Origin of the sequence: Streptosporangium sp. NPDC023963, from assembly GCF_040639135.1 — a bacterium.
GTDB lineage: Bacteria > Actinomycetota > Actinomycetes > Streptosporangiales > Streptosporangiaceae > Streptosporangium.
In genome coordinates, this window is sequence record NZ_JBEZZK010000018.1 from 63,215 (window position 1) to 86,444 (window position 23,230).

The window sequence follows — 23,230 nt, forward strand, 5'->3', positions numbered from 1 at the left end:
TCAGGAGACGACTTTCCTGCTTACTGCCCAAGTCCGCAACCGGAACGCCTGACCTGCTTGCGGAAATACCGGGCAGATCGCCCCTCGTACCATCGTCATCATGAACGCCACGCCCTACATCGCCGCCCTCGACGGCGACGCGCTCCCGCGGATCCATCCGGACGCCTACATCGCCCCCGGAGCGGTGGTCGTCGGGAGGGTACGGCTGGGCCGTGCCGCGAACGTCTGGTACGGCTCGGTCCTGCGCGGCGACGACGAGGACGTCGAGGTCGGGGAGGAGTGCAACATCCAGGACCTGTGCTGCCTGCACGCCGACCCGGGCGAGCCGGCCGTGCTGGAGCCCCGGGTGAGCCTCGGGCACAAGGCCATGGTGCACGGGGCGCACGTGGAGACCGGCGCGCTCGTGGGCATCGGCGCGATCGTGCTCGGCGGCGCGAGGATCGGCGCGGGATCGCTGATCGCGGCGGGCGCCCTGGTGGGGCCGGGAAAGCGGATCCCGGCGGGGGTGCTCGTCGCGGGCGTGCCCGGAAAGATCGTCCGTGAGCTCACCGACGACGATCGCGCCTCGTTCGCCCGTACACCGGCCGGCTACGTCGCCAAGGCGGCCCGCCACCGGGCCGCGACCGTCCTCCCGCCGGCCTGAACGCCCCGGACGACCCGCACGCCCCCGGCGCGGCCGCGGGGAGGGCCTTACGATCGTGCCAGGCCCCAGCGGGGATCTCGGGGCCTGGCACGACCTTGACCGAAGGGAGGCAGGGGCATCCCGCCCGTGGCGCAGGCCAGGGGCCCTCGCCCCGGAATGCCGATGACCGGCGTGTGGCAGTGGGACGGGTTCGACGCCATCGAGAACGACGTGCGGACCATGGTCGCCGACCACCGGTGGGTGGCGCTGCCTCCGCTCGCGCGCGCCCAGGCCATCGCGCAGCGCACGCTGGCCACCCCGGACGGCGGGCGATGGCTGTTCGGCGCCCACGCCCGGTGGTACCGGCAGGATGCCGCCGACGGCCGCTGGTACCTGACCGCTCCCCCCGCCGACCGGGACTTCCGCGCCGCGGCGCACGTGGTCCACATCACCTCGATGATCTTGCCGCACCTGGTGCCGACCGGCGCCGACCTCGTCGCCGACCGGGGATCGATCCAGGGGTTCGTCGGCCCCGACGTGCCGTACGAGATCACCGAGCGGGTCCGCGAGCTGCTGGTCGCCCAGCGCGGCAGGCGCAGGGAGGACTTCCCGATCACCGGGCCGTTCGCCGAGCTCTTCGCCCGGGAGGTCGCCAGCCCCGTCGCCGCGATCTGGGGCACGCTCATGTGGTGCGCCTACGCCCCCGCCTTCGACGGCAACGAGGTGCTTTTGTCGATGTTCGGGGAGTTCCTGGCCCGCCCGCTGCCCGGTGACGAGTGGGTCCGCTGGCTGCCGCCCACCTCGCTGGGCGACCTGGTCGCGCTGTACGGCGAGCGGGTCAGGGCCGGGCACCCGGAGGCGGGCCTGCGGCTGGTCGCGCTGATGGCCGACACCGCCACCGTGGTACGTGAGGACCCGAGGTTCAGGCCGAGGGCCGACGCGCTGCTGTCCATGGTCGAGCCGTTGCTGCGCCGGGCCTGCCAGGATCCCGCCGTGGCCCACCGGGGAGACGAGGCCGTACGGCACGCGTGGCTCTCGCGCTGCCCGCCCCACCTGACGCTGCCCGACACCTCGCCCGGCGAGTACTTCCAGCACGCGGTCTACGACCTCGTCCAGGCGCTGGGTTTCCTCGCCCCGATGGGCGCCGACCCCAGGGCGGTGGCCGCCTCGCTGCTCGCCGCCGATCTGTCGGACGTCGCGCCCAGGGCGGCCGACGGTGTCTACCCGTGGCTGGATCCCGAGCTGCGGCACATCCTCCACGTGGTGCTCACCGACGCCTCGCACCCGCTGCGAGGGTGCTGGCCGCGTTCCGGAGAGCTGCCCGCGGCGCTCCACCCGCCGGACCGTGCCGCGGCGGCGGCCCTGCTCGGCGCCGCCTACGCCACCGGGCTGGCGTGGTGCCGCCTCACGGGAACCGAGATACCGGAGCGGGGATTCACGACGGCCTCCGCGGTCGTGCACCGGCTGACGCACGAGCGCGACGACCCGGTCCCCGGAGTATCGGGGACTTATCCCCGTCACTTCTGACACACACCGGTATGCCTAAACCACAAATATAGTTATTTCATCCTTACTCTCCCTATATCCTTCTAGCCCCCCACGCATCAGACAATTAGCTGAATTGTGATCTCCTAAACGGGAAATGATCCTCCTTGAGGATGTGCCGGGCGGGGCGAGGAATGGTCCCGATGGGCCATGGGCACCGATGTCCGCCCGCCGTAACCTCGAAGTGGGTGTGGGCTGCGGAAGGAAGGACGACGCGGTGGGGCACGACGACCTGGACTCTAGGGTCCACGACCGTGTCGCGTTGGACGAGATCGCGCTCTATGCCGAGGTGCTGTCCGCCGTCGCGATCAGCGAACGGCCCCTCACCTTGGTGGAGCTCGACAACGCGCTCGGATTGAGCGCTTCGGCTGTTTGCTGAAGCCTCGGGAAGAACCGTTTCCAAGACCTGGTCCCGGACCCTCCAACGGGGTCCGGGACGTGGTCGGAAAAGATAGTCATGTGACTAGTCACGAACGGACGAGACGGGCGATCGCGGCCGACGCCTCCTTGACCTTCTCCTGCGCCTCCGGCCCCCCGGCGTTGACGGCGTCGGCGACGCAGTGCCCGATGTGGTCCTCCAGCAGGCCCAGCGCCACCGCCTGGAGCGCCCGCGTGGCGGCCGAGACCTGGGTCAGCACGTCGATGCAGTAGGCATCCTCTTCGACCATCCGCTGCAGGCCCCTGATCTGTCCCTCGATGCGCCGCAACCGGGTCAGATAAGCCTGCTTGTCACCGCTGTACCCATGCATGTCCCAACGGTACCGGTGTCAGGCACGGCGGGACGCGGCCACGATCAGTTTCTCCCAGCGGTCGGCCACCGAGGACGCGTCGTGGTCCGCCGCGACCTCCAGGGCGCCCGCGGCCAGCCCCCTGCGCCGTCCCTCGTCGTCGATGAGCGCGAGCAGCGCGGACGCGTACGCCTCGATCTCGTCCTCCCCCTCGGCGACCAGCACCCCGTTCCGCCCGTCGGCCACGAACTCGCCCGGCCCCCGGGGGCCGTCGAACGCGATCACCGGCACCCCGCTGGCCATCGCCTCGATCACGGTCATCCCGAGCGCCTCCGTCCTGGAGGTCGTCGCCACGATCGACGCCTTGGCGAACTCGCCGGTCAGGTCGGAGGTCGTCCCCATGAAGTAGACGTGGTTGTGCAGGTCGAGGTCGCCCACCAGGGCGCGCAGGCGCTTCTCCTCGGGGCCCCCGCCGTACAGGCGCAGCCGCCAGTCGGGGCGCTTGCCCGCGACGACGGCGAACGCGCGGATCAGCCGGTCGTGGGCCTTCACCGGCACCAGGCGCCCTCCCGCGGCGACGATGCGGTTGTCCATCCGCGAGCGCGGCCACGGCCCGGCGGGCAGCGCGTCCGGGATCACGCCGACCGGGACGTCCCCGCCCAGCAGGCGGTCCCACTCCTGCCGGCTCGTCTCGGTGGCGGCGGCGACCGCGTCCAGGCGCGGGTAGAACTTCCTGATCGGCCCGGGCACCGGCGGCCGGCCCCACTCGCGGGCGATCCGCGTGACGTCACGCGGCGCGTGCCTGGCCACCTGGACGCTCAGCCCGGGCCGGGTGCTGATGAGCACGTCGGCCCGCAGCCCGCGCAGCCGCCGCCAGAGGGCGACCTCGGTGCGCATCTGGCCCCGCGGGAGCAGGTGTCTGACCCCCGGCTGGGCGTCGACCACCCAGGAGAGCCTCACGCCGGACGCCACCGGGAAGAACGGTTTCTCCCGGTGGCGGCGGACGCTGATGATCTCTACCTCGTGACGTTCTGCCAGCTCCCCCGCGAGGTTGACGATCGAGCGGACGTCGCCGCGCATGCCGTACACGGAGGGGGTGAGCAGGCAGATCCTCACCCGCCGACCTCGATCCTGAGCTCGTCGTCCGCCGTGTAGCAGGGCCGGATCGGCACGCCGTCGATCTGCGTGGCGGGATAGTGCAGGCGGCGGCGCTTGCCGTCGACGTCGTCCAGCCGGGAGCCCAGGCGGAGCGGCGTGGCCACGCCGCGTACCTCCAGCGAGGGTTCCCAGGTGCCTGTCTGGTCGGGGGCGGCGGCGAGCACGTCGCACAGCGAGAGCGCGGCGTGGAAACGCACGCCCTGGACCGTTGCAACGGAGGTCAGCTCCGCGTCGGGCCGGCTGCGGCGCAGGGCGAGCTTCGCCTCGTGCCGCGCCTCGTCGTCGTCGAGGCCGGTGAAGGCCAGCAGCCCGGTGACCTCGAAGCGCCCCTCCCTGAACCAGACGGAACGGACCTCCGCCACCGGCTGGGCGTCGTCGACCTTCAGGGCGAGGAAGCCGTTGCGTGTCCGGTAGGCGCGGTAGGCCAGCGTCCGGCGGCTCAGCGCGTACGCGTCGAGGTGGTCGAGGGAGAACCCGGGATCGACACTGCGCAGCCGCGTGCGCGCCGTGCCCTGTTGCAGGTAGGTGTCCCAGCGGCCGGGACCGAGTTCGAGCGGCGCGAGCGAGACCGCCAGCTCCGCCTCGCGCATCTGTACGTCCGGCGTGCCCAGCGGCACCCGGCTCTCGACCGAGGTGGCCCGGTTACGCAGGACCAGTTCGGTGCCGTCGGCCAGAGGTTCGTCGACGGCCAGCCGAAGTGAGAGAACATCGGCCAGGGTAACCTCGGCATCGCTGACGACGACGGGCATCGTCAAGCCCCCTCCCCGTTGAATGAGCTACGCGACGTTGAGGTTACCGTGATTTTCCCGTTATGTGGAGAAAGGTTTTCGGACCTGACGTCCTTTTCCCGGTGGCTTGACCGTATGTCAGAGGGAACATCGGGAAGATGTCCCCTCTGACCGGTCACCGTCCGTATGTCAGGACGCCTCGACGGGCTGGCCCTTGATCGACTTGATCAGCAGCTGGGAGACGTCGACGATCTCCAGCGTCTCCTTGGCCTCACCCGCGTTCTTCTTCTCGTTGATCGAGTCACCGAGCATGACCAGGCAGAACGGGCAGGCCGTGGAGATGGTGTCCGGCTCGGTGGTCAGCGCCTCGTCCACGCGCTCGGTGTTGATGCGCTTGCCGAGCCGCTCCTCCATCCACATCCGCGCACCGCCCGCGCCGCAGCAGAAGCCGCGGTCCTTGTGGCGGTGCATCTCCTGGGTCTTCACCCCGGGCACCTTGGCCATGATGTCGCGAGGCTGGGAGTAAACCTTGTTGTGGCGTCCGAGGAAGCACGGGTCGTGGTAAGTGATCTTCTCCTCGATCGGCGTGACCGGGACCAGCCTGCCCTCGTCCACGAGCTTGGCCAGCAGCTGGGTGTGGTGCACCACCTCGTAGGTGCCGCCGAGCTGGGGATACTCGTTGGCGAGGGTGTTGAAGCAGTGCGGGCAGGTCGCGACGATCTTCTTGACCCCGGCCTCGTTCAGGGTCTCGATGTTCTGTTTGGCCAGCATGTCGAAGAGATACTCCATGCCCAGGCGGCGGGCCGGGTCACCGGTGCACGCCTCCATCGGGCCGAGCACCGCGAACTTGACGCCCGCGACGTGCAGCAGCTCCGCGACCGCCTTGGTGGTCTTCTTCGCCCGGTCCTCCAGGGCCCCGGCGCAGCCGACCCAGAAGAGGTACTCGGTGTCGTCGGGCATCTTCTCGTCCACGAGCGTGACCTCGATGGGGTCGACCTCGCGACCGGCCAGCTCCTCGATCCAGTCGGCCCGCTTCATCTCGGACATCCCCCACGGGTTGCCCTTGTTCTCCAGGTTCTTGACCATGACGCCGGCCTCGGACGGGAAGTTGGACTCCACCATCGCCTGGTAGCGGCGCATGTCGAGGATGTGGTCGATGTGCTCGATGTCGACCGGGCACTGCTCGACGCAGGCGCCGCAGTTGGTGCAGGACCACAGCACGTCGGGGTGGATGACGCCGTCCTCGCCGACCAACGGCTTCTCCAGCAGGGCCAGCACGTCCTCGTGGAAGCCCGCGCGCTCCTCCTGGGTCGCCGTCAGGTACGGCGCGACCTTGAAGGCGTGGTCGCGCTGCTCCAGGATCAGCATCTTCGGCGACAGCGGCTTGTCGGTGTTCCAGGCCGGGCACTGGTCCTGGCAGCGTCCGCACTCGGTGCAGGTGTAGAAGTCGAGGAAGCCCTTCCAGGTGGTGTCCTCGATCTTGCCCCGGCCGAGCCTGTCGCCGTCGAGCTCCTCGTCCTCGAAGTCGACGACCTTGCCGTCGATCCGCATCGGCTGGGCCGGGCCGTTGCCGTCGGGACGCCGGGAGAACGCCACGTTCAGCGGCGCGGTGAAGATGTGCAGGTGCTTGGAGTTCACCACGATCACGAGGAACACCAGCATGACGCCGATGTGCAGGAGCAGGCCGACGTGTTCGAGCATCTCGTTGGCCGAGGCCCCCAGCGGGCGCAGCAGGGCGGCCGCCGCGTCGGAGGCGAACGCCCCCGAGGCGTACGGCAGGTTGCCGGTGTTGGCGGCGGCCCCGCGGAAGAGGAACATCGTCCAGATCACGTTGAAGATCATGAAGAGGACGAGCCAGGCGCCGCCGAGGTGCGACCCGGAGAAGCGGGACCTGCGGCCCAGCTTCTTCGGCGAGTTCTTGATCCTGATGATCGCGAAGGCGAGAAGGCCGAGCAGGGCCGCGACCGCGATGAAGTCCTGCAGGAAGCCCAGGACCGCCCACGTCCCGACGAGCGGGATGTGGAAGTCGGGGGTGCCGGTGACGGCCCCCTGGATCAGCGCGCCGTACGCCTCCAGATAGACGGTCGCCAGGATGAAGAACGCCCACATGACGAAGAAGTGCGCGACGCCCGACGCCGTCCACTTCAGCAGCTTCCGCTGCCCGAAGACCTCGACCAGCTGGGCCTTGATCTCCTCACCCAGGTGAGTCCTGGCGTACGCGACGCGCTCGGGCGCGGCGGGCCCGACGGTGGCGAGCTTGTACAGGAACAACACGCGGCGCGCGGCAAGCGCGACCGCGACGGCTGTCATGACCAGCCCGATGATCGCTACCCAGAGCACGGGTCCTCCCACAGACGGCGTTGGCTGCCAGCGTACGACCGCCGATCATCCACGATGACAAGGGGTCTCCACGAATCCTACCGATGAGTAACTTCGCTTCGCACCGGGACCCGCGGCGACCGTGGTCACCCTATGGTCAACACCGTTCCCAGAACAATGCTCTGTATGCCTCCGGATGACATCGGAGTGACCCGGGAGGACCCGCGGGACGTGCCGGGGACGGGGCCGCGCCTCCGGGGTGCCGAGGGCGGGAAGGGCTATCGGGGCGGGTCGAGATAGCCCTGGATCGTGGGTGTGAGCAGTTTCACCAGGTCCTCGATGTCCACCGAGGCCAGCGGCTCCAGCTTGAGGACGTAGCGCACCAGCACCACGCCGAACATCTGCGCGAACGCCGCCTCCATCCGGACCGGCGGGACGTCCAGGGCCTCCCCGACCCGGCCGAGGAGCGCCTGGCCGAGGAACTCGCGGATCGTGACGACCATCTGCTCGTTGGTCATCGCGGTGCGGACCAGCGCCAGCACCGGCTGGCGCGCCCCGGCGTCCGCGGTGATCGTCAGGATGAGCCTGACCAGCCGCTCGGCGGCCTGCTCGCGGGGCACCGCCGTGACCGCGGAGAGGACGATGTCGGGGGTGATCGGCAGGTCCATCGCCTCGACGAACATCCCCTCCTTGCCGGAGAAGTAGTGATGGACCAGCGCCGGGTCCACCCCCGCCTGCCGGGCGATGCCCCGGATGGTCGCCTTGTCGAACCCCTTCTCCGCGAAGGTCTCGCGCGCCGCCGCGAGGATCTGCCCCCGCGTGTCGGCCGACCCCGGCCTGCGCCCCGGACGCCTCCTGACCTCGGAGGACCCAGAGGGCTCAGGAGATTCCGAGGACTCACCCGTGGAGAGCTCGCTCATGCGGGGGTGGAGGCCGCGAGGTGCAGCCGGGCGAAGGCCAGCGCCTCCGCGAGGTCGTCGATCCGCTCGGAACGGCTGGCCGCCTTGCGCGTGTTGATCTCCAGCACGACCAGCCCGGAGTATCCGTTGCCCGCCATCCGCTCCAGGATCGGCGCGCACGGCTGGCCGCCCCGCCCGGGAACCAGGTGCTCGTCCTTGTTCGGCACCCCCAGGCCGTCGGCCAGATGCAGGTGGGCGAGCCGGTCGCCGAGCTTGGTGAACATCTCCAGGGCGTCGGACCCGGACACCGCCGTGTGCGACAGGTCCAGCGTGACCTGCGGGAAGTCGTAGTCGACCGGGTTCCAGTCGGGCGCGTAGGGGACGACCTCGTTGCCCCTGGCCTTCAGCGGGAACATGTTCTCCACCGCGAAGACCACGTCGGTCTCCTCACGCATCCTGGCCAGGCCGATCTCGAAGTCGCGCGCGTAGTCGCGCTGCCAGCGGAACGGGGGATGCACCACGACCGTCCTGGCGCCGACCCGTTCGGCGGCGCGCTGCGCGCGCTGGAGCTTGGCCCACGGGTCCTTGCCCCACACGCGCTGCGTCACCAGCAGGCACGGCGCGTGGATGGCCAGGATCGGCAGCTGGTAGTGGTCCGACAACCGCTCCAGGACGTCGACGTCCTGGCTCACGGGGTCGGCGCCCACCATGATCTCCACACCGTCGTACCCCAGGCGCGCGGCCAGCTCGAAGGCGTCGGGAGTACGTTCGGGATACACCGACGCTGTGGACAGCGCGATCTTCGCGCTGGATACACGGACGCTCATACCGCTTCCTCGTCTCCGGCTCGGAGCGCACACTCGCGAACACCGCCGGGCCGACCGGCCCCCTCGCTCAAGTCGCTCACCTTTGCCAGCCTAAGCGGGTCAGGAGAGCAGTGCTGTCCGCCACCACCGACGCGGCCGAGATCACACCATTACGGTGAAGGCATGCCGAGGTTCTTGAGGGGCGCCATCCCCAGCCCCAACATCTGGAACACCCCCCAAACGTACGAGCTGGAGAACCGGGCGGTGGACCCCGAAGGGCGCGCCGAGGCCGCGATGTCGGCCATCCGGTCGTGGACCGGGGCGACGGTCCTCGACATCGGCTGCGGCACCGGATACCACCTGCCCGCCCTCGCCGCCACCGCCACCCGCGTGATCGGCGCGGAACCGCACGAGGACCTCGTCCAGCTGGCCAGGCGCCGCTGCCGCACCCTGCGGAACGTCGAGGTCCACGCCGCCACCGCCCAGGCCCTCCCGCTGCCCGACGCCTCCGTGGACGTGGCCATCGCCCGCTGGGCGTACTTCTTCGGCCCCGGGTGCGAGCCCGGCCTGGCCGAGCTCTCCCGGGTGACGCGGCGCGGCGGCGCGGCCTTCGTGATCGACATCGACACCACCCGCGGCGCCTTCGGCCGCTGGTTCGGCCAGTCCATCCCCGCGTACTCGGCCAGGTCCGTCGAGAACTTCTGGAGCCGCCAGGGCTGGCAGACGGACAAGCTCGACCTGCGCATGTCCTTCGAGCGCCGCGCCGACCTGGAGGCGGTGCTCCGCATCGAGTTCACCCCCGCGGTCGCCGACCGGGCCATCGCCGAGACCCCCGGCCTGGAGATCGCCTACCCCAACCTGCTGCGCTGGAAGCTGTTCTGACCTTCCCGCGGACCCGGTCGGCCGGGAACAACCCGGGAACAACGGGACGGGCGCTTGACCTTGACGTTGATGTCAAGGTTTATCGTCGTGTCATGGGGAGGGCCGGATGCGGATCGGTGAGCTGGCGCGGCGGGCGGGTGTCAGCACCCGGGCGCTGCGCTACTACGAGCAGCAGGGGCTGATCACGGCCCGGCGCTCGGCCAACGGCTACCGGGAGTACGGGGAGGCGGATCTCAGACTGGTCTCCGAGATCCGTTCGCTGCTCGCCGTCGGATTCACCCTGGACGACGCCCGCCCGTTCGTGGACTGCCTGCGGGCCGGTCACGAATCCGGGGGGTCGTGCCCGGAGTCCGTGGCCGTCTACCAGCGCAAGCTGGCGGAGATCGACGACGAGATCCGCGCGCTCCTCACCCGGAGGGCGGAGGTGGCGGCCCAGCTGACCACGGCCTGCCCAGGATGCGTACTGAGGAAAGTGGGAAAACCATGATCACATTGACCGCGGAGAACTTCGACGAGCAGGTGCTGCGGAGCGACAAGCCCGTCCTGGTCGACTTCTGGGCCGAGTGGTGCGGGCCGTGCAAGATGATCGCGCCGGTCCTGGCGGAGATCGAGGCCGAGTACGGCGACCGCGTCACGATCGCCAAGCTCAACGCCGACGACTACCCCGAGATCACGGCGAGGTACGGCGTGCTCGGCCTGCCGACGCTCAACCTCTACAAGGACGGTGAGGTGGTGCAGCAGATCAAGGGCGCCAAGCCCAAGCGCGCGCTCCTGGCCGACCTCGAAGGCCACATCTGATCCAGCGCGCGCCGTCCCTCCCTGCGACTTTCACCCGGTACGGCATGCCGTACCGGGTGAAAGTTGTCGGGCCCTGCCGGTAACGTGCGGCCATGGCGAAGAAGGCTGGTGGCTACCGCTGTGCCGAGTGCGGGTGGCAGACGGCCAAGTGGGTGGGGCGCTGCGGCGAGTGCCAGGCCTGGGGCACGGTCGAGGAGGAGACGGCGGCCGCGGGCGCGCGCGTGGCCTCCGCCGGGGCGGTGTCGGCGCCCGCGGTGCCGATCGGCCAGGTCAAGGCCGAGGTGGCGCACGCGCGCGGCACCGGGGTGCCCGAGCTCGACCGGGTCCTCGGCGGCGGCCTCGTCCCCGGGGCCGTGGTGCTGCTCGCCGGCGAGCCCGGCATCGGCAAGTCGACCCTCCTGCTCGAGGCGGCGGCCAAGATCGCCCGGCAGCAGACGGTCCTCTACATCACGGGCGAGGAGTCGGCCGCCCAGGTGCGGATCAGGGCCGACCGGATCGGCGCGATCCAGGACCGCCTCTACCTGGCCGCCGAGACCGACCTGGGCGCGCTGGTCTCGCACGTCGAGAAGGTCCAGCCCGACCTGCTCATCGTCGACTCGGTGCAGACGATCGGCTCCACCCAGGCGACCGGCGTGCCGGGCGGGGTGACCCAGGTCAGGGAGGTCGCGGGAAACCTGGTGCGGCTGGCCAAGGAGCGCGGCATGGCCACCGTGCTGGTCGGCCACGTCACCAAGGAGGGCTCGATCGCCGGCCCCCGGACCCTGGAGCACCTGGTCGACGTCGTGCTCCACTTCGAGGGCGACCGGCACTCCCGGCTCCGCCTGGTCCGCGCGATCAAGAACCGGTACGGCCCGGTCGACGAGGTCGGCTGCTTCGATCTTCACGAGAGCGGCATCGAGGGCATCACCGACGCCAGCGGCCTGTTCGTCTCCCACCGCACCGACCCGGTGCCCGGCACGTGCGTCACGGTCACCCTTGAGGGCACCCGGCCGCTGCCGGCCGAGGTCCAGGCGCTGGTCGCCAGGACCGAGGCACAGCAGCCGCGCCGCTCCTCCTCGGGGCTCGACACCTACCGGGTGACGATGGTCCTGGCCGTGCTGGAGCGGCGGCTCAACGCCAAGCTGGGCGGGTGCGACGTCTTCACCGCCACCGTCGGGGGGATCAAGCTCAGCGATCCCGCGGTCGACCTGTCGGTGATGCTGGCGGTCGCCAGCGCGGCCGGCGACAAGGCGCTGCCCTCCGGCCTGGTGGTGCTCGGCGAGGTGGGCCTGGCCGGAGAGCTGCGCCCGGTGCGCGACGTGCGGCGCCGCCTGTCGGAGGCCGCCCGGCTGGGCTTCACCCGGGCGCTGGTCCCCGCGGGCTCCCTCGACACGGGCAAGAAGCGCAACGGCGACCACTCCCTGGTCCCCATGGCCGGGCGCGGCGCGCCCTTCACGCCCGGATTCGACGTCGTCGAGGCGGAGAACGTCTGGGATGCCCTCACCCACGTCACCTGAGCCGCGCCCCGGTCCCGTGGCCGTCACGCGCCGCACGGCGAGTGGCATCCACCGATTCCGGGCCGCGCGGAGCCTTCGCCGGTAAGCTGACCGTTATACGCAGACCACGGGGGTCATGTGGCAGCAACCTACAAAGGGCTCGACGAACGCCGCAGAGCCGTCCTGGCCGCGGTCGCACCGGGCACCGCTCTGCGCGACGGGCTGGAGCGCATTCTCCGCGGGCACACGGGTGGCCTGATCGTGCTGGGATACGACGGCACGGTCGAGGAGATATGCAGCGGCGGCTTCGAGCTGGACGTCGAGTTCTCCGCGACGAGGCTGCGGGAGCTGGCCAAGATGGACGGCGCCATCGTCCTCAACGCCGGCGACCTGCGGATCGTGCGGGCGGCCGTGCACCTGATGCCCGATCCGTCCATCCCCACCGACGAGTCCGGCACCCGGCACCGCACCGCCCAGCGCGTGGCCCTGCAGACGTCGCTGCCGGTCATCTCCCTCAGCAAGTCCATGCGGATCATCGCCCTCTACCTCGACGGCATCCGCTACGTGGTGGAGGAGTCGGCGGTCATCCTGTCCAAGTCCAACCAGGCCCTGGCCACGCTGGAGCGCTACAAGCTCCGCCTGGACGAGGTCTCCGGCACGCTCTCGGCGCTGGAGATCGAGGACCTGGTGACGGTCCGTGACATCGCGGTGGTCGCCCAGCGGCTGGAGATGGTCAGGCGCATCTCCGAGGAGATCGCCGGCTACGTGGTCGAGCTCGGCACCGACGGCCGGCTGCTCTCCCTGCAGCTGGACGAGCTCGTGGCCGGCACGGAGAGCGACCGCGAGCTGATCGTGCGCGACTACCTGCCCGTGGCGGGCCGCCGGCCGCGCAAGTTCGCCGAGGCGCTGCACGAGCTCGACCGGCTCTCCTCCGCCGAGCTGCTCGATCTCTCGGTCGTCGCCCAGATCCTCGGCCACTCGGGCAACGACGCCCTGGAGACCCCGGTGAGTCCCCGGGGTTACCGCCTGCTGGCCAAGGTCCCGCGCCTGCCGAACACGGTGGTCGACCGCCTCGTCGACCAGTTCGCCAGCCTGCAGAAGCTCCTGGCGGCCAGCATCGGCGAGCTCCAGGAGGTGGGCGGGGTGGGTGAGGCCCGGGCCCGCCACATCCGCGAGGGCCTGTCCCGGCTGGCGGAGTCGTCCATCCTGGAACGCTACGTCTGAGGTCCCCGCCCGGGCGGGGACCCTCGGGCGGCCGCGGGGACCCTCGGGCGGCTAGCGGAGGTGGAAGACGGCCTTGCGGCTCCTCAGGCCCGGGGCGTGGACCACCGCGACGTAGGTGCCGGGCAGGGCGGCGGCGCGGTCGGCGGCGCAGTCGTCACCGGAGCGGCGGCGGTCCCACACCAGCTCCTTGACGTACGGGATGCCGCGTTCGAGCTCGCGGACCCTGGTGGCCTCGCCGCTGACGCAGTCGGAGGACGACCACACGCGGTCGTCGCCGGAGGTGATGCGCACCTCCATCGCGCGCGGCCCCACGTCGGCGGTGCACATCACCTTGCCGACGTTGACGAGGGTGAGGACGAACCGGGGGCGGATGCCCGCCGGATAGACCGTCCCCTGGCCCTCCATGCTCAGCACGAGCTGCGGGGAGACGCAGGCCTCGCCGGGCCGCCTGGGCCTGGCGGACACCTTGGCCACCCCCGGTGAGGGCGTCGGGCTCGCGGACGGCGTGGGGATGACCGTCACGGTCGGCAGGACGGCCGGCAGCGGGTCCGGTGTCTCCTGCCGGGCGGCCGAGTTCCTCTCCCTGACGTCGTCCGGCCCGCTCGTCGACGAGCAGGCCCACGCCACGACGGCGACCACCACAAGCACACCGACGAGCGCGGCCATCCGGCGCCGCCAGTAGATGTCGACTCCGATGTCGCTACGGAACGTGTCGGGATCCATACGCTCAGTATGGTTAGTCCTCGTGGGCCACAGCAGGCGACCCGCCGCTTCCGGCCCGTTTCGGCCGCCGGACACGGGGCGGGGACGGGTGAAGCCAGGTGAAGACGGGCCAAGGGGGCCCAGGGCCCCACTATCGTCGAAAGGTGCCCGAGTCGAACCGCTTACTCGAACCCATCCTCGACTGGTACGCCGGCAACGCCCGTGACCTTCCCTGGCGGACGCCCGGCGCCTCCCCCTGGTCGATCCTGGTCAGCGAGATCATGCTGCAGCAGACTCCGGTGGTCAGGGTGCTGCCCGTCTGGACCGAGTGGATGGAACGCTGGCCCACGCCCGCCTCGCTCGCCCGCGAGTCCCCCGGCGAGGCCGTACGCCACTGGGGCCGCCTCGGCTACCCCCGCCGGGCACTGAACCTGCACGCGTGCGCCCGCGCGATCACCGACCGGCACGGCGGCGAGGTCCCCACCGGCCACGACGCGCTGCTGGCGCTTCCCGGCGTCGGCGAGTACACCGCCGCCGCGGTCGCCAGCTTCGCCTTCCAGGGCCGTCATGCGGTTCTCGACACCAACGTGCGGCGGGTCCTGGCGCGGGCCGTCAGCGGCCAGGAGTATCCGCCGAAGGCCACCACGCCCGCCGAGCGCCGGCTCGCCGCCTCGCTGCTCCCCGACGCCGACCGCGCCCCCGTCTGGGCGGTCGCCGTCATGGAGCTGGGCGCCCTGGTCTGCACCGCCCGTGCCGCCCGCTGCGCCGACTGCCCGATCAGCGACCTGTGCGCCTGGCGCCTGGCGGGCAAACCGGCCTACGACGGTCCGGCGCGCAAGGGCCAGACGTACGCGGGCACGGACCGCCAGTGCCGCGGCCGGCTCCTCGCGGTGCTGCGCCAGGCCCACGGCGCCGTGCCGAAGGAGGCTCTCGACGTGGTCTGGGACGACGCCCCGCAACGCGAGCGCGCCCTCGACGGCCTGGTGGCGGACGGCCTGGCCGAGGTCCTCGACGACGGCACCTACCGCCTCCCGGGCTGAACGGCCTGGTGGCGGATGGCCTGACCGAGATCCCCGACGACGGCACCTACCGCCTCCCGGGCCGAGACGGCGCGGCCCCTCTCACGACCGGACCCGGCGAGTCTCCCGGCCGGGCCCTGCGAGCGCGGGAGGTCAGGCGGCGAGACGCAGGCCCAGGGCGGTGAGGCTGGTGCGAGCCCAGTCGAGCTCCTCGGCGATCATGTTGACCAGGGCGCCGGGGCCCCTGGTCCGCAGCGGCACGGCCAGATCGTGGGTCTCCACCTCGATGTGCGCGGTGCCGTTCACCGCGCCGGAGAGCATCGCGGTGAGGGTGTCCTCCAGCACCGGGCGGGTGCTGGGCAGCTCCTGGCAGGCGGCGGCCATGTGGTTGTGCACGTGGCCGAGCTTCACCACCGGGGCTCCGGTGTCGGCCAGGCCCCGCAGCGCCGCTCCGGGCTCCTCAGAGCCGCCCGCGAGGTAACAGGCGTCCAGGCAGATCCCGAGATGCTCGGAGTCGATGCCGCCCACCCGGTCGAGGGCCTGCTTGGTGGTCTCCAGCACGCACCCGGGCCACGGCTCGAAGCCGACCCTGATCGTCTTGCCGGTGACGCTGTGCAGCCCGCGCAGCTCGCGGGCGAGGCGCTCCAGCCGTCGCGAGGCGATCGAGTGCAGGTCGGCCGGCCAGTCGCGGCGCCAGCCGATGGGGATGGTGGAGATGCTCCCGAAGCGGACGTCCTGCGGGAGCAGGAAGGCCAGGATCTTGGCCAGGGCCATCGTGTAGCGGTAGCGCTCGGGCTTGGCCCAGTCGGGACCGGGGACCTCCTGGTTCCTGCCGCCGGTGCCGTTGAGGCTGACGACCTCCAGGCCGCGCTCCTCGAGGGAGCGGCGCAGGCGCACCAGCTCGATCCTGTCGGCGGTGAGATGGTCGGCGACGCTCGGGGAGAGCCAGAGGCCGACCCCCATGCGCTCCACCCCGAGGCGCTTGCGCACCGGCACCGCGTACCGCGTCAGGTGCGCGATGAGGTTCTCCAGATCCTCGGCGGGGTGCACGCCCGCGTTGTAGGCCAGGTGAACGAGCGTCCCGTCCTCGTGCCGTAAACGCATGCGTGCCTCCAAGGCGTGCTTTCCGTGTAAGCGTCCCGATGGCCCCGCGCCGGTCGTCGACGCCTGCCGGGAGCCCGACCCGGTCGTCCGAAGCATCCCGCGCGGGCACCGACCTCCGCGTCACTCCCGGAGCTGATTCCTCGGTACGTCGCTGGGCTGACCTCGATACCGCTCTCACCGCAGTCCGTACAACGTTGAGATCATCTGGGTGGGATCGACCGAACTCGCTCTACAGAGTGTAGTACTACCTGTCGTGGCGAGATACCGTCTTTGGTAACAAATAAGCAGACCCCGCCGTGAGTCTCCTCACTGCGGGGTCTGCTCCCTGCTTGATCAGGCCATGCCCGGCCGGTCCTAGTTCTGGATCGGCTCCGCGATGGCGGCGGCCGAGTCGGGAACCTGGTCGACCGGCGCGTTCTCACCGATGAAGGTGAACTTCGCGTTCTCGCCCTCGCCCTCGATGCCGATCTTCACGATCTGGCCGGGACGGAGCTCGCCGTACAGGATCTTCTCGGACAGGGTGTCCTCCAGCTCGCGCTGGATCGTACGGCGGAGCGGGCGGGCGCCCATCACCGGGTCGTAGCCACGGTCGGCCAGCAGCTGCTTGGCCTCCTGCGTGAGCTCCATCCCCATGTCGCGGTCCTTCAGACGCAGGCCCACCTGGGCCAGCATCAGGTCGACGATGCGGATGATCTCCTTCGGCGTGAGCTGGTGGAAGACCACGATGTCGTCGACACGGTTGAGGAACTCCGGCCGGAAGTGCTGCTTGAGCTCCTCCTGGACCTTGGACTTCATCCGGTCGTAGTTGGACTCGGCGTCGTTGTTCTTCGCGAAGCCGACGCCCTGACCCTTGGAGATGTCGCGGGTGCCGAGGTTCGTCGTCATGATGATGACGGTGTTCTTGAAGTCGACCACCCGGCCCTGGGCGTCGGTCAGGCGACCGTCTTCCAGGATCTGCAGCAGCGAGTTGAAGATGTCGGGGTGGGCCTTCTCGATCTCGTCGAACAGGACGACCGAGAACGGCTTGCGCCGCACCTTCTCCGTCAGCTGCCCGCCCTCCTCGTACCCGACGTAGCCGGGAGGCGAGCCGAACAGGCGGGAGACGGTGTGCTTCTCCATGAACTCCGACATGTCCAGCATGATCAGCGCGTCCTCGTCCCCGAACAGGAACTCGGCCAGCGCCTTGGACAGCTCGGTCTTACCGACACCGGACGGGCCGGCGAAGATGAACGAGCCACCCGGACGGCGCGGGTCCTTCAGACCGGCGCGCGTACGGCGGATCGAGCGGGACAGACCCTTGATGGCGTCGTCCTGACCGATGATCCGCTTGTGCAGCTCGTCCTCCATGCGGAGCAGTCGCTGGGACTCCTCCTCGGTGAGCTTGAAGACCGGGATGCCGGTGGCGGTCGCCAGGACCTCGGCGATGAGCTCCTCGGTGACCTCGGCGACGACGTCCATGTCGCCGGCCTTCCACTCCTTCTCGCGGCGCTCGCGCTTGAGCTGGAGCTGCTTCTCCTGGTCGCGCAGCGCGGCGGCCTTCTCGAAGTCCTGCGCGTCTATCGCGGACTCCTTGTCGCGCCGCACGTTGGCGATCTTCTCGTCGTACTCGCGGAGGTCCGGCGGCGCGGTCATGCGGCGGATGCGCATGCGCGAGCCGGCCTCGTCGATGAGGTCGATCGCCTTGTCGGGCAGGAACCGGTCGCTGATGTAGCGGTCGGCCAGCTGGGCCGCGGCCACCAGGGCACCGTCCGTGATGGAGACGCGGTGGTGTGCCTCGTAACGGTCGCGCAGGCCCTTGAGGATCTCGATCGTGTGGCTGAGGCTGGGCTCGGCCACCTGGATCGGCTGGAAGCGCCGCTCGAGCGCCGCGTCCTTCTCCAGGTGCTTGCGGTACTCGTCGAGGGTGGTGGCTCCGATGGTCTGCAGCTCGCCTCGGGCCAGCATCGGCTTCAGGATGCTGGCGGCGTCGATCGCGCCCTCGGCGGCACCCGCGCCGACGAGCGTGTGGAGCTCGTCGATGAACAGGATGATGTCGCCTCGGGTGCGGATCTCCTTGAGGACCTTCTTCAGCCGCTCCTCGAAGTCACCGCGGTAGCGGGAACCCGCCACCAGGGCGCCCAGGTCGAGGGTGTAGAGCTGCTTGTCCTTGAGCGTCTCCGGCACCTCGCCCTTGACGATCTTCTGGGACAGGCCCTCCACGACGGCGGTCTTGCCGACGCCGGGCTCGCCCACCAGGACCGGGTTGTTCTTGGTCCGGCGGGACAGGACCTGCATGACCCGCTCGATTTCCTTCTCCCGGCCGATGACCGGGTCGAGCTTGCCCTCGCGGGCGGCCTGGGTCAGGTTGCGACCGAACTGGTCCAGCACAAGGGAGGTCGACGGCGCGGCCTCGGTCGGACCGCCCGCGGCGGCCGGCTCCTTGCCCTGGTAGCCGTGGAGCAACTGGATGACCTGCTGCCGGACCCGGTTGAGGTCGGCTCCCAGCTTCACCAGCACCTGGGCGGCGACGCCCTCGCCCTCACGGATGAGGCCGAGCAGGATGTGCTCGGTGCCGATGTAGTTGTGTCCTAGTTGCAGGGCTTCGCGGAGCGACAGCTCAAGGACCTTCTTGGCACGCGGGGTGAACGGAATGTGCCCCGACGGCGCAGACTGACCCTGGCCGATGATCTCCTCGACCTGCTGACGCACACCTTCAAGACTGATGCCGAGGCTCTCCAGAGCCTTGGCGGCAACGCCTTCACCTTCATGGATCAAGCCAAGAAGAATGTGCTCCGTACCGATGTAGTTGTGGTTGAGCATCCGGGCTTCTTCTTGAGCCAGGACGACAACCCGCCGTGCGCGGTCGGTGAACCTCTCGAACATCTCGTCGCTCCTCACAGAGCGGTCAGGCAGGTCCGGGATATCCGAGCCCTGTCATCCCGCATGGTAGCCCCGACCCGGCGACCGCTCTATGCAGAAGACGTTCCCCGAGAGCAGGGCGTTCACCCTCCATCCAACTACTTACGAGGGGCGGGATGTTCCCGCTACGCCGCAAGCGAACGACGTTTGTCTGTCGGCGAAACGCATCATGCGGTCATGGCCGCCACCGGACCCCACCGTGACCGCCATAACCGCATGATTCACTCGATCCGCTGCACCGATCTAGTGAGCCGCTTCGTACTGCTCGACGATCTTGGAGGCGATTCGACCGCGCTCGCTGACATTGAGGCCGTGGGACTTCGCCCACGCCCGGATGTCGGCGCTCTTCTCTCGCGTGAGCGCCCGCGCTCCGCCTGCACGGCGGCGACGGGGCGCCAGGGCGCCGGACCGGCGGGCGCTCTGCACGAAAGGCGACAGGGAGTCACGGAGCTTCTTCGCGTTAACGTCACTCAGGTCAATCTCATAGCTGGTGCCGTCAATCGCGAAGGCGACAGTCTCATTGGCCTCGCCCCCATCGAGGTCGTCGATGAGAATCTCCTGGATCTGCTTGGCCATCTACACAATCCTTTCGCGGGTATTGTTTCATTCGCAAGCTAAACATATACCCGCGATCGAAGAGCGGCAATTCCAGGAGCCCGGCGATTCTCGCAGGCAACCGAGACTCGCAGTCGAGCCTCCTGTGGATCAGCTCTTCTGCGACTCCGGGCCGGGCCGTTTTGCCGGACGCCGGCCGGCGGCTTCACTCCGAAGTAGCTTGACGACTCCGAAGATGAAGGCCCCGCCGACGATCGCCGGGGGTATCAACGCGGACAATACGTCGTACATTCGTCCTCGCTCCGCACCGTGGTGGCTTTCTGGGGACCATGGAAATGTGGCGACGACTCCTGGGCCGCGCAGGCACGCCCGATCGGTCTGGAACCGCCCACAGATGACCATAGCGCCACCGGCCGGCGACACGTGTCAGCAGGGGCGACCATGTCCGTCTCTCTCCAGCCTAATGCTTCTCTCCAGCCGCCTTACCGGTTGCGGTCGTAAAGCCGCGAGGAAAAACCGACAGGGCGATCGAGTGATCATCACCGTCTCCGTAATACCAATGCCCGCCGGGTTCCCGGCCGCCGCGCCATCGACCTCCTCGCGACGAAACCCCTGTTGAGAGGGCCGGCCCGTCGGGACGAACGGCACCTTGCCGTGGAGCCGGAGATCGCCGCGAGCGGGTTCGTCACGGGAATGCCCTCCGTCGGCGGAACGCCCGGACGGAGAGCCGCTCGCTTCATCACCCCGGTGCGAGCCGATGTGACGCAAGCGTATGGAACAAGACGGATCTTCAACACTTTCTCGCCAGGAGTACGACCCGCTCTGGCACGGAGTACATAGTCGTAGACCGTATAACCACCAAACACGATGGGCCCCTAGGACAACCCCGCCAACACCACGCGTCCCCGATCCGGATCCGTAAGAAGGCCTTCACCGGCTGTCCCGAACGCGCCGCGGAAGGCGAAGAAGAGAATCCGGCACGGGATCGCCGAGGATGCCGGAGGCACGACGGATCGACCATTCGGTGAGTAGTGCGCGAACCCCCGACGGCGGCGGATCCGGCATTGACGCCTCATAGGAGACCCACGGGCGCCGGTGAGCCCGTTGTGGGCACCGTACGCGAATATTCCGACGGGCGGGGCGAGACTCGGTCATAAGTTCCCCCGCGTTGCCCGGGGCGCGGCAAATGGTTTTGCCCTTCCGTGACCCGGACCCCGGGACCCATACAGGGTCCCTAACGTCCCTCGTTTTCTTGCCTGTACGCGAAAACGGGGCCGGCGGTTCAACCGCCGGCCCCGTTATTCGGAGAACTACTTGATCTTGACGACGACCGTCGACGCCACCTTGTCGTGCAGTGCCTGCTGCAGGGGCTTGTCCCACAGCAGCCACAGCACGTTCACCAGACTGAAGATGTAGACGACGTAGTTCAGGAACGGCACCCAGGTCAGGAACTGCGGACCGTAGAGCACGCCGGCGCGCTTCAGCGCGACGTCGGAGCTGAGCCCGCCGGGCGGCAGGGCGCCGCCGACCGGCACGACCTTGATGCCCATGACCATCTTGCCGACCGTCTGCCCGCCCCGGCTGAGCATGAAGAACTCGTAGGCGAAGTAGATCCCCGCGGTGACCAGCGAGATGAGGAGGGTCGAGAGGAACAGGCCGCTCGCCTCCGTGACCTCGCCCGTCTCGCTGTTGAAACTGGGGAACGTCACGAGCAGCCCGGTCAGCACCGCGCTGATGATGAACGTCGGGATCGCCAGGATGATCCCGTCGATGATCCTCGCCAGCAGGCGCTGCCACCACTCGGCGAGCGGGGCGGGTGCCCCGGGAGGACCGCCGTAGGGCTGGCCGTAGCCCTGCTGCCCGTACGCGGGCTGCTGGTGGCCGTAGCCCTGCTGCCCATAGTCGGGCTGCTGGCCGTACTGCTGCTGCCCGTAGTCGGGCTGCTGGCCGTAGCCCGGCTGGGGCTGCTGCCCGTATCCGGGCTGCTGCTGGCCATAGCCCGGCTGCTGGCCGTACCCCGGCTGCTCGTGGGAGGACTGCTGGCCGTAACCGGGCTGCTGGCCGTAGCCGGGCTGCTGCCCGTACGCGCCGGTCCCGCCCTGCTGGCCGTACCCCTGCTGCTGGCCGTAGCCCTGCTGCTCGTGGGAGGACTGCTGGCCGTACGAGGGCTGCTGCCCGTACGCGCCGGTCCCGCCCTGCTGGCCGTACCCCTGCTGCTGGCCGTAGCCCTGCTGCCCGTAGTCGGGCTGCTGGCCGTAACCCTGCTGCTGGCCGTATCCGGGCTGCTGCCCGTACGCGCCGGTCCCGCCCTGCTGGCCGTATCCGGGCTGGCTCTGCCCTGGGCCGGTGTTCGGCTGTGAGGCCTCCGACCTGTACCCCACGACTGTCACGTCAGGGTCGAGTTCGCCAGGGGCTCGACCCGCGTTGTACTGTCCGTAATCCGGCTGCCCCGACGGTGTGCGATCGCGGTCGGGATCATCCTGTGGATACGGCGGCTGTCCGGTGCTCACCGCGTCACCTCACTTAGACTGCGCATGTGGCAAATGTCAGACGCACATGCATGCTGCTGCACAAGGTATCGACATAGGTATCAACAGTCACCTTTCCGATCAGTCAGCTCTAAAGTCACCAGAGTCGGGCTCGCGTGTCAGGTGCAGCAGCATCCGGGTGTTTCCCAAGGTGTTGGGCTTGACGTGTTCCAGATCGAGGAACTCCGCCACACCCTCGTCATAGGAGGCGAGAAGTTCGGCGTAGACCTCCGGGGCGACGGGCGTGCCCTGGATTTCCCGGAATCCGTGCCGGGCGAAGAACTCGACCTCGAAGGTCAGGCAGAAGACCCGGCGCAGGCCCAGCTCCGCGGCCGTGCGAATGAGCGCGGAGACGATCCGGTGGCCGATCCCCATTCCCCTGCGGGTCGGATCGACGGCGACGGTGCGGATCTCGGCCAGATCCTCCCAGAGGACGTGGAGGGCCCCGCAGCCGATCACCTCCCCCTCCGCGTCGGTGGCGACCCAGAACTCCTGGACGTCCTCGTACAGGGTGACGGTGGCCTTCTCCAGCAGGCGCCGGCCGGCACCGCCGTAGGTGTCGACGAGCCGCCTGACGGCCCGCACGTCCTGGGTGCGGGCGCGGCGGACCGTGACCTCGGCGACCTCGGCGACCTCGGGGCCCGCGCCCTGCCCGGGCGACCCCCGCTCCGCCCCCGCGGACTCGGCGCGCCGCTCCCCGTCGCCGGAGGCGCGAACGGTCGGCACGGGAGAATGCTCAGCAAGCTGCTCCATGACCGTTCAGCGTACGTCCTCACCGGTCTTCAATTACGGCTCACCCTTAACTCGCAGCTCGAAGACCGCACATGACCCTTGGCAGTCGCTTTACCACTCTCGGTGTGCGGTGCCTCTCGTGTGCCGCAGCTCACCTTTGGCACGGTCCCGGACCTGGGAAGACCTGCGCCACACCCGTCACACGCGAGGCAAAGGCAGCGTAATGGCCATGTTGATCATTTTGAGGTGTGATCTTTTCGTGACACCTCGGTTGCGAAAGCTCTACTGAATTCGCAGTTCTGGTTGAGCAGGAACCACGGGTGCACTAATCTCCGTGCTCGATGTCAGAGACGTAAAAAGCCTGACCCGCCGAATCCCCCGCAGGGGGAACCGGGGACCCACCACGTCCTCCGGGGTGAATCCGAGTGCCACCGGCGCACCCGGTAGGGCTGCCTCCGGCCCGAACCCGTCAGCTAACCCGGTAGGCGGCCGAGGAGAGGAGCCTGTT

At 69.5% G+C, this 23,230-nt stretch carries 20 protein-coding genes and 1 riboswitch; of the genes, 8 read left to right on the plus strand and 12 right to left on the minus strand.

Going from position 1 to position 23,230, the window contains the following annotated elements:
- The first annotated feature begins 100 nt into the window (after positions 1–100).
- Entirely contained in the window at positions 101–643 is a 543-nt protein-coding gene (locus AB0F88_RS36560) for a gamma carbonic anhydrase family protein (RefSeq protein ID WP_362695223.1), read from the plus strand.
- 162 nt (positions 644–805) lie between these two features.
- A complete protein-coding gene (locus tag AB0F88_RS36565) occupies positions 806–2,149 on the plus strand; it encodes a hypothetical protein (RefSeq protein ID WP_362695226.1) in 1,344 nt (447 codons plus the stop codon).
- A gap of 485 nt (positions 2,150–2,634) precedes the next feature.
- Here the strand turns inward: AB0F88_RS36565 and AB0F88_RS36570 are convergent, their stop codons facing one another.
- From AB0F88_RS36570 to AB0F88_RS36595, 6 genes are all read right to left on the minus strand, one after another.
- Positions 2,635–2,916: a metal-sensitive transcriptional regulator gene (locus AB0F88_RS36570; RefSeq protein WP_362695229.1), complete on the minus strand. Its 282-nt coding sequence runs from the start codon at positions 2,914–2,916 to the stop codon at positions 2,635–2,637.
- An 18-nt stretch (positions 2,917–2,934) separates the two neighbouring features.
- Positions 2,935–4,011: a glycosyltransferase gene (locus tag AB0F88_RS36575; protein WP_362695232.1), complete on the minus strand. Its 1,077-nt coding sequence runs from the start codon at positions 4,009–4,011 to the stop codon at positions 2,935–2,937.
- Positions 4,008–4,802 (minus strand): hypothetical protein, encoded by a 795-nt coding sequence (locus AB0F88_RS36580; RefSeq protein ID WP_362695451.1) that lies wholly within the window; start codon positions 4,800–4,802, stop codon positions 4,008–4,010. Before AB0F88_RS36580 ends, AB0F88_RS36575 begins: the two co-directional genes overlap by 4 nt.
- A gap of 168 nt (positions 4,803–4,970) precedes the next feature.
- The gene (locus AB0F88_RS36585) at positions 4,971–7,121 is read right to left on the minus strand and encodes a (Fe-S)-binding protein (protein ID WP_362695235.1); all 2,151 of its coding nucleotides are present in this window, start codon (positions 7,119–7,121) and stop codon (positions 4,971–4,973) included.
- 257 nt (positions 7,122–7,378) lie between these two features.
- A complete protein-coding gene (locus tag AB0F88_RS36590) occupies positions 7,379–8,020 on the minus strand; it encodes a TetR family transcriptional regulator (RefSeq protein WP_362695238.1) in 642 nt (213 codons plus the stop codon).
- The gene (locus AB0F88_RS36595) at positions 8,017–8,826 is read right to left on the minus strand and encodes a sugar phosphate isomerase/epimerase (RefSeq protein ID WP_362695241.1); all 810 of its coding nucleotides are present in this window, start codon (positions 8,824–8,826) and stop codon (positions 8,017–8,019) included. Before AB0F88_RS36595 ends, AB0F88_RS36590 begins: the two co-directional genes overlap by 4 nt.
- 162 nt (positions 8,827–8,988) lie before the next feature.
- On the opposite strand from AB0F88_RS36595, the gene AB0F88_RS36600 reads away from it, so the two are divergent.
- The 5 genes from AB0F88_RS36600 (at position 8,989) to disA (ending at position 13,184) form a co-directional block, all read left to right on the plus strand.
- On the plus strand, positions 8,989–9,687 hold the full coding sequence (locus tag AB0F88_RS36600; protein ID WP_362695244.1) for a class I SAM-dependent methyltransferase: 699 nt from the start codon (positions 8,989–8,991) through the stop codon (positions 9,685–9,687).
- 106 nt (positions 9,688–9,793) lie between these two features.
- Positions 9,794–10,174, plus strand: a complete 381-nt coding sequence (locus AB0F88_RS36605; RefSeq protein ID WP_362695247.1) for a MerR family transcriptional regulator — start codon at positions 9,794–9,796, stop codon at positions 10,172–10,174.
- Entirely contained in the window at positions 10,171–10,485 is a 315-nt protein-coding gene (gene trxA, locus AB0F88_RS36610) for a thioredoxin (protein ID WP_362695250.1), read from the plus strand. The genes AB0F88_RS36605 and trxA overlap by 4 nt, the downstream gene beginning before the upstream one ends.
- Before the next feature lie 92 nt (positions 10,486–10,577).
- The gene (radA, locus tag AB0F88_RS36615) at positions 10,578–11,981 is read left to right on the plus strand and encodes a DNA repair protein RadA (protein WP_362695253.1); all 1,404 of its coding nucleotides are present in this window, start codon (positions 10,578–10,580) and stop codon (positions 11,979–11,981) included.
- Between the two features lie 117 nt (positions 11,982–12,098).
- The gene (gene disA / locus AB0F88_RS36620) at positions 12,099–13,184 is read left to right on the plus strand and encodes a DNA integrity scanning diadenylate cyclase DisA (RefSeq protein ID WP_362695256.1); all 1,086 of its coding nucleotides are present in this window, start codon (positions 12,099–12,101) and stop codon (positions 13,182–13,184) included.
- 51 nt (positions 13,185–13,235) lie between these two features.
- On the opposite strand, the gene AB0F88_RS36625 is transcribed toward disA, so the two are convergent.
- Positions 13,236–13,907: a hypothetical protein gene (locus AB0F88_RS36625; RefSeq protein ID WP_362695259.1), complete on the minus strand. Its 672-nt coding sequence runs from the start codon at positions 13,905–13,907 to the stop codon at positions 13,236–13,238.
- A gap of 143 nt (positions 13,908–14,050) precedes the next feature.
- Here AB0F88_RS36625 and AB0F88_RS36630 point away from each other — a divergent pair, with 143 nt between their 5' ends.
- Positions 14,051–14,926 carry an A/G-specific adenine glycosylase gene (locus AB0F88_RS36630; RefSeq protein ID WP_362695262.1) on the plus strand — a complete coding sequence of 292 codons (876 nt, stop codon included), beginning with the start codon at positions 14,051–14,053 and terminating at the stop codon, positions 14,924–14,926.
- A 132-nt stretch (positions 14,927–15,058) separates the two neighbouring features.
- Here the strand turns inward: AB0F88_RS36630 and AB0F88_RS36635 are convergent, their stop codons facing one another.
- The 5 genes from AB0F88_RS36635 to AB0F88_RS36655 form a co-directional block, all read right to left on the minus strand.
- Positions 15,059–16,009, minus strand: coding sequence for a TIM barrel protein (locus tag AB0F88_RS36635; RefSeq protein WP_362695265.1), 951 nt, complete (start codon positions 16,007–16,009; stop codon positions 15,059–15,061).
- 354 nt (positions 16,010–16,363) lie between these two features.
- Positions 16,364–18,871 carry an ATP-dependent Clp protease ATP-binding subunit gene (locus tag AB0F88_RS36640; protein ID WP_344744009.1) on the minus strand — a complete coding sequence of 836 codons (2,508 nt, stop codon included), beginning with the start codon at positions 18,869–18,871 and terminating at the stop codon, positions 16,364–16,366.
- 279 nt (positions 18,872–19,150) lie between these two features.
- On the minus strand, positions 19,151–19,483 hold the full coding sequence (locus AB0F88_RS36645; protein ID WP_012895497.1) for an Lsr2 family protein: 333 nt from the start codon (positions 19,481–19,483) through the stop codon (positions 19,151–19,153).
- Between the two features lie 1,289 nt (positions 19,484–20,772).
- Entirely contained in the window at positions 20,773–21,843 is a 1,071-nt protein-coding gene (locus tag AB0F88_RS36650) for an RDD family protein (protein WP_362695268.1), read from the minus strand.
- Between the two features lie 228 nt (positions 21,844–22,071).
- Complete coding sequence (locus AB0F88_RS36655; RefSeq protein WP_362695453.1) at positions 22,072–22,575, minus strand: amino-acid N-acetyltransferase; 504 nt, start codon at positions 22,573–22,575, stop codon at positions 22,072–22,074.
- Positions 22,576–23,079: 504 nt separating this feature from the next.
- Positions 23,080–23,226, plus strand: a riboswitch (cyclic di-AMP (ydaO/yuaA leader).
- Positions 23,227–23,230: the final 4 nt, after the last annotated feature.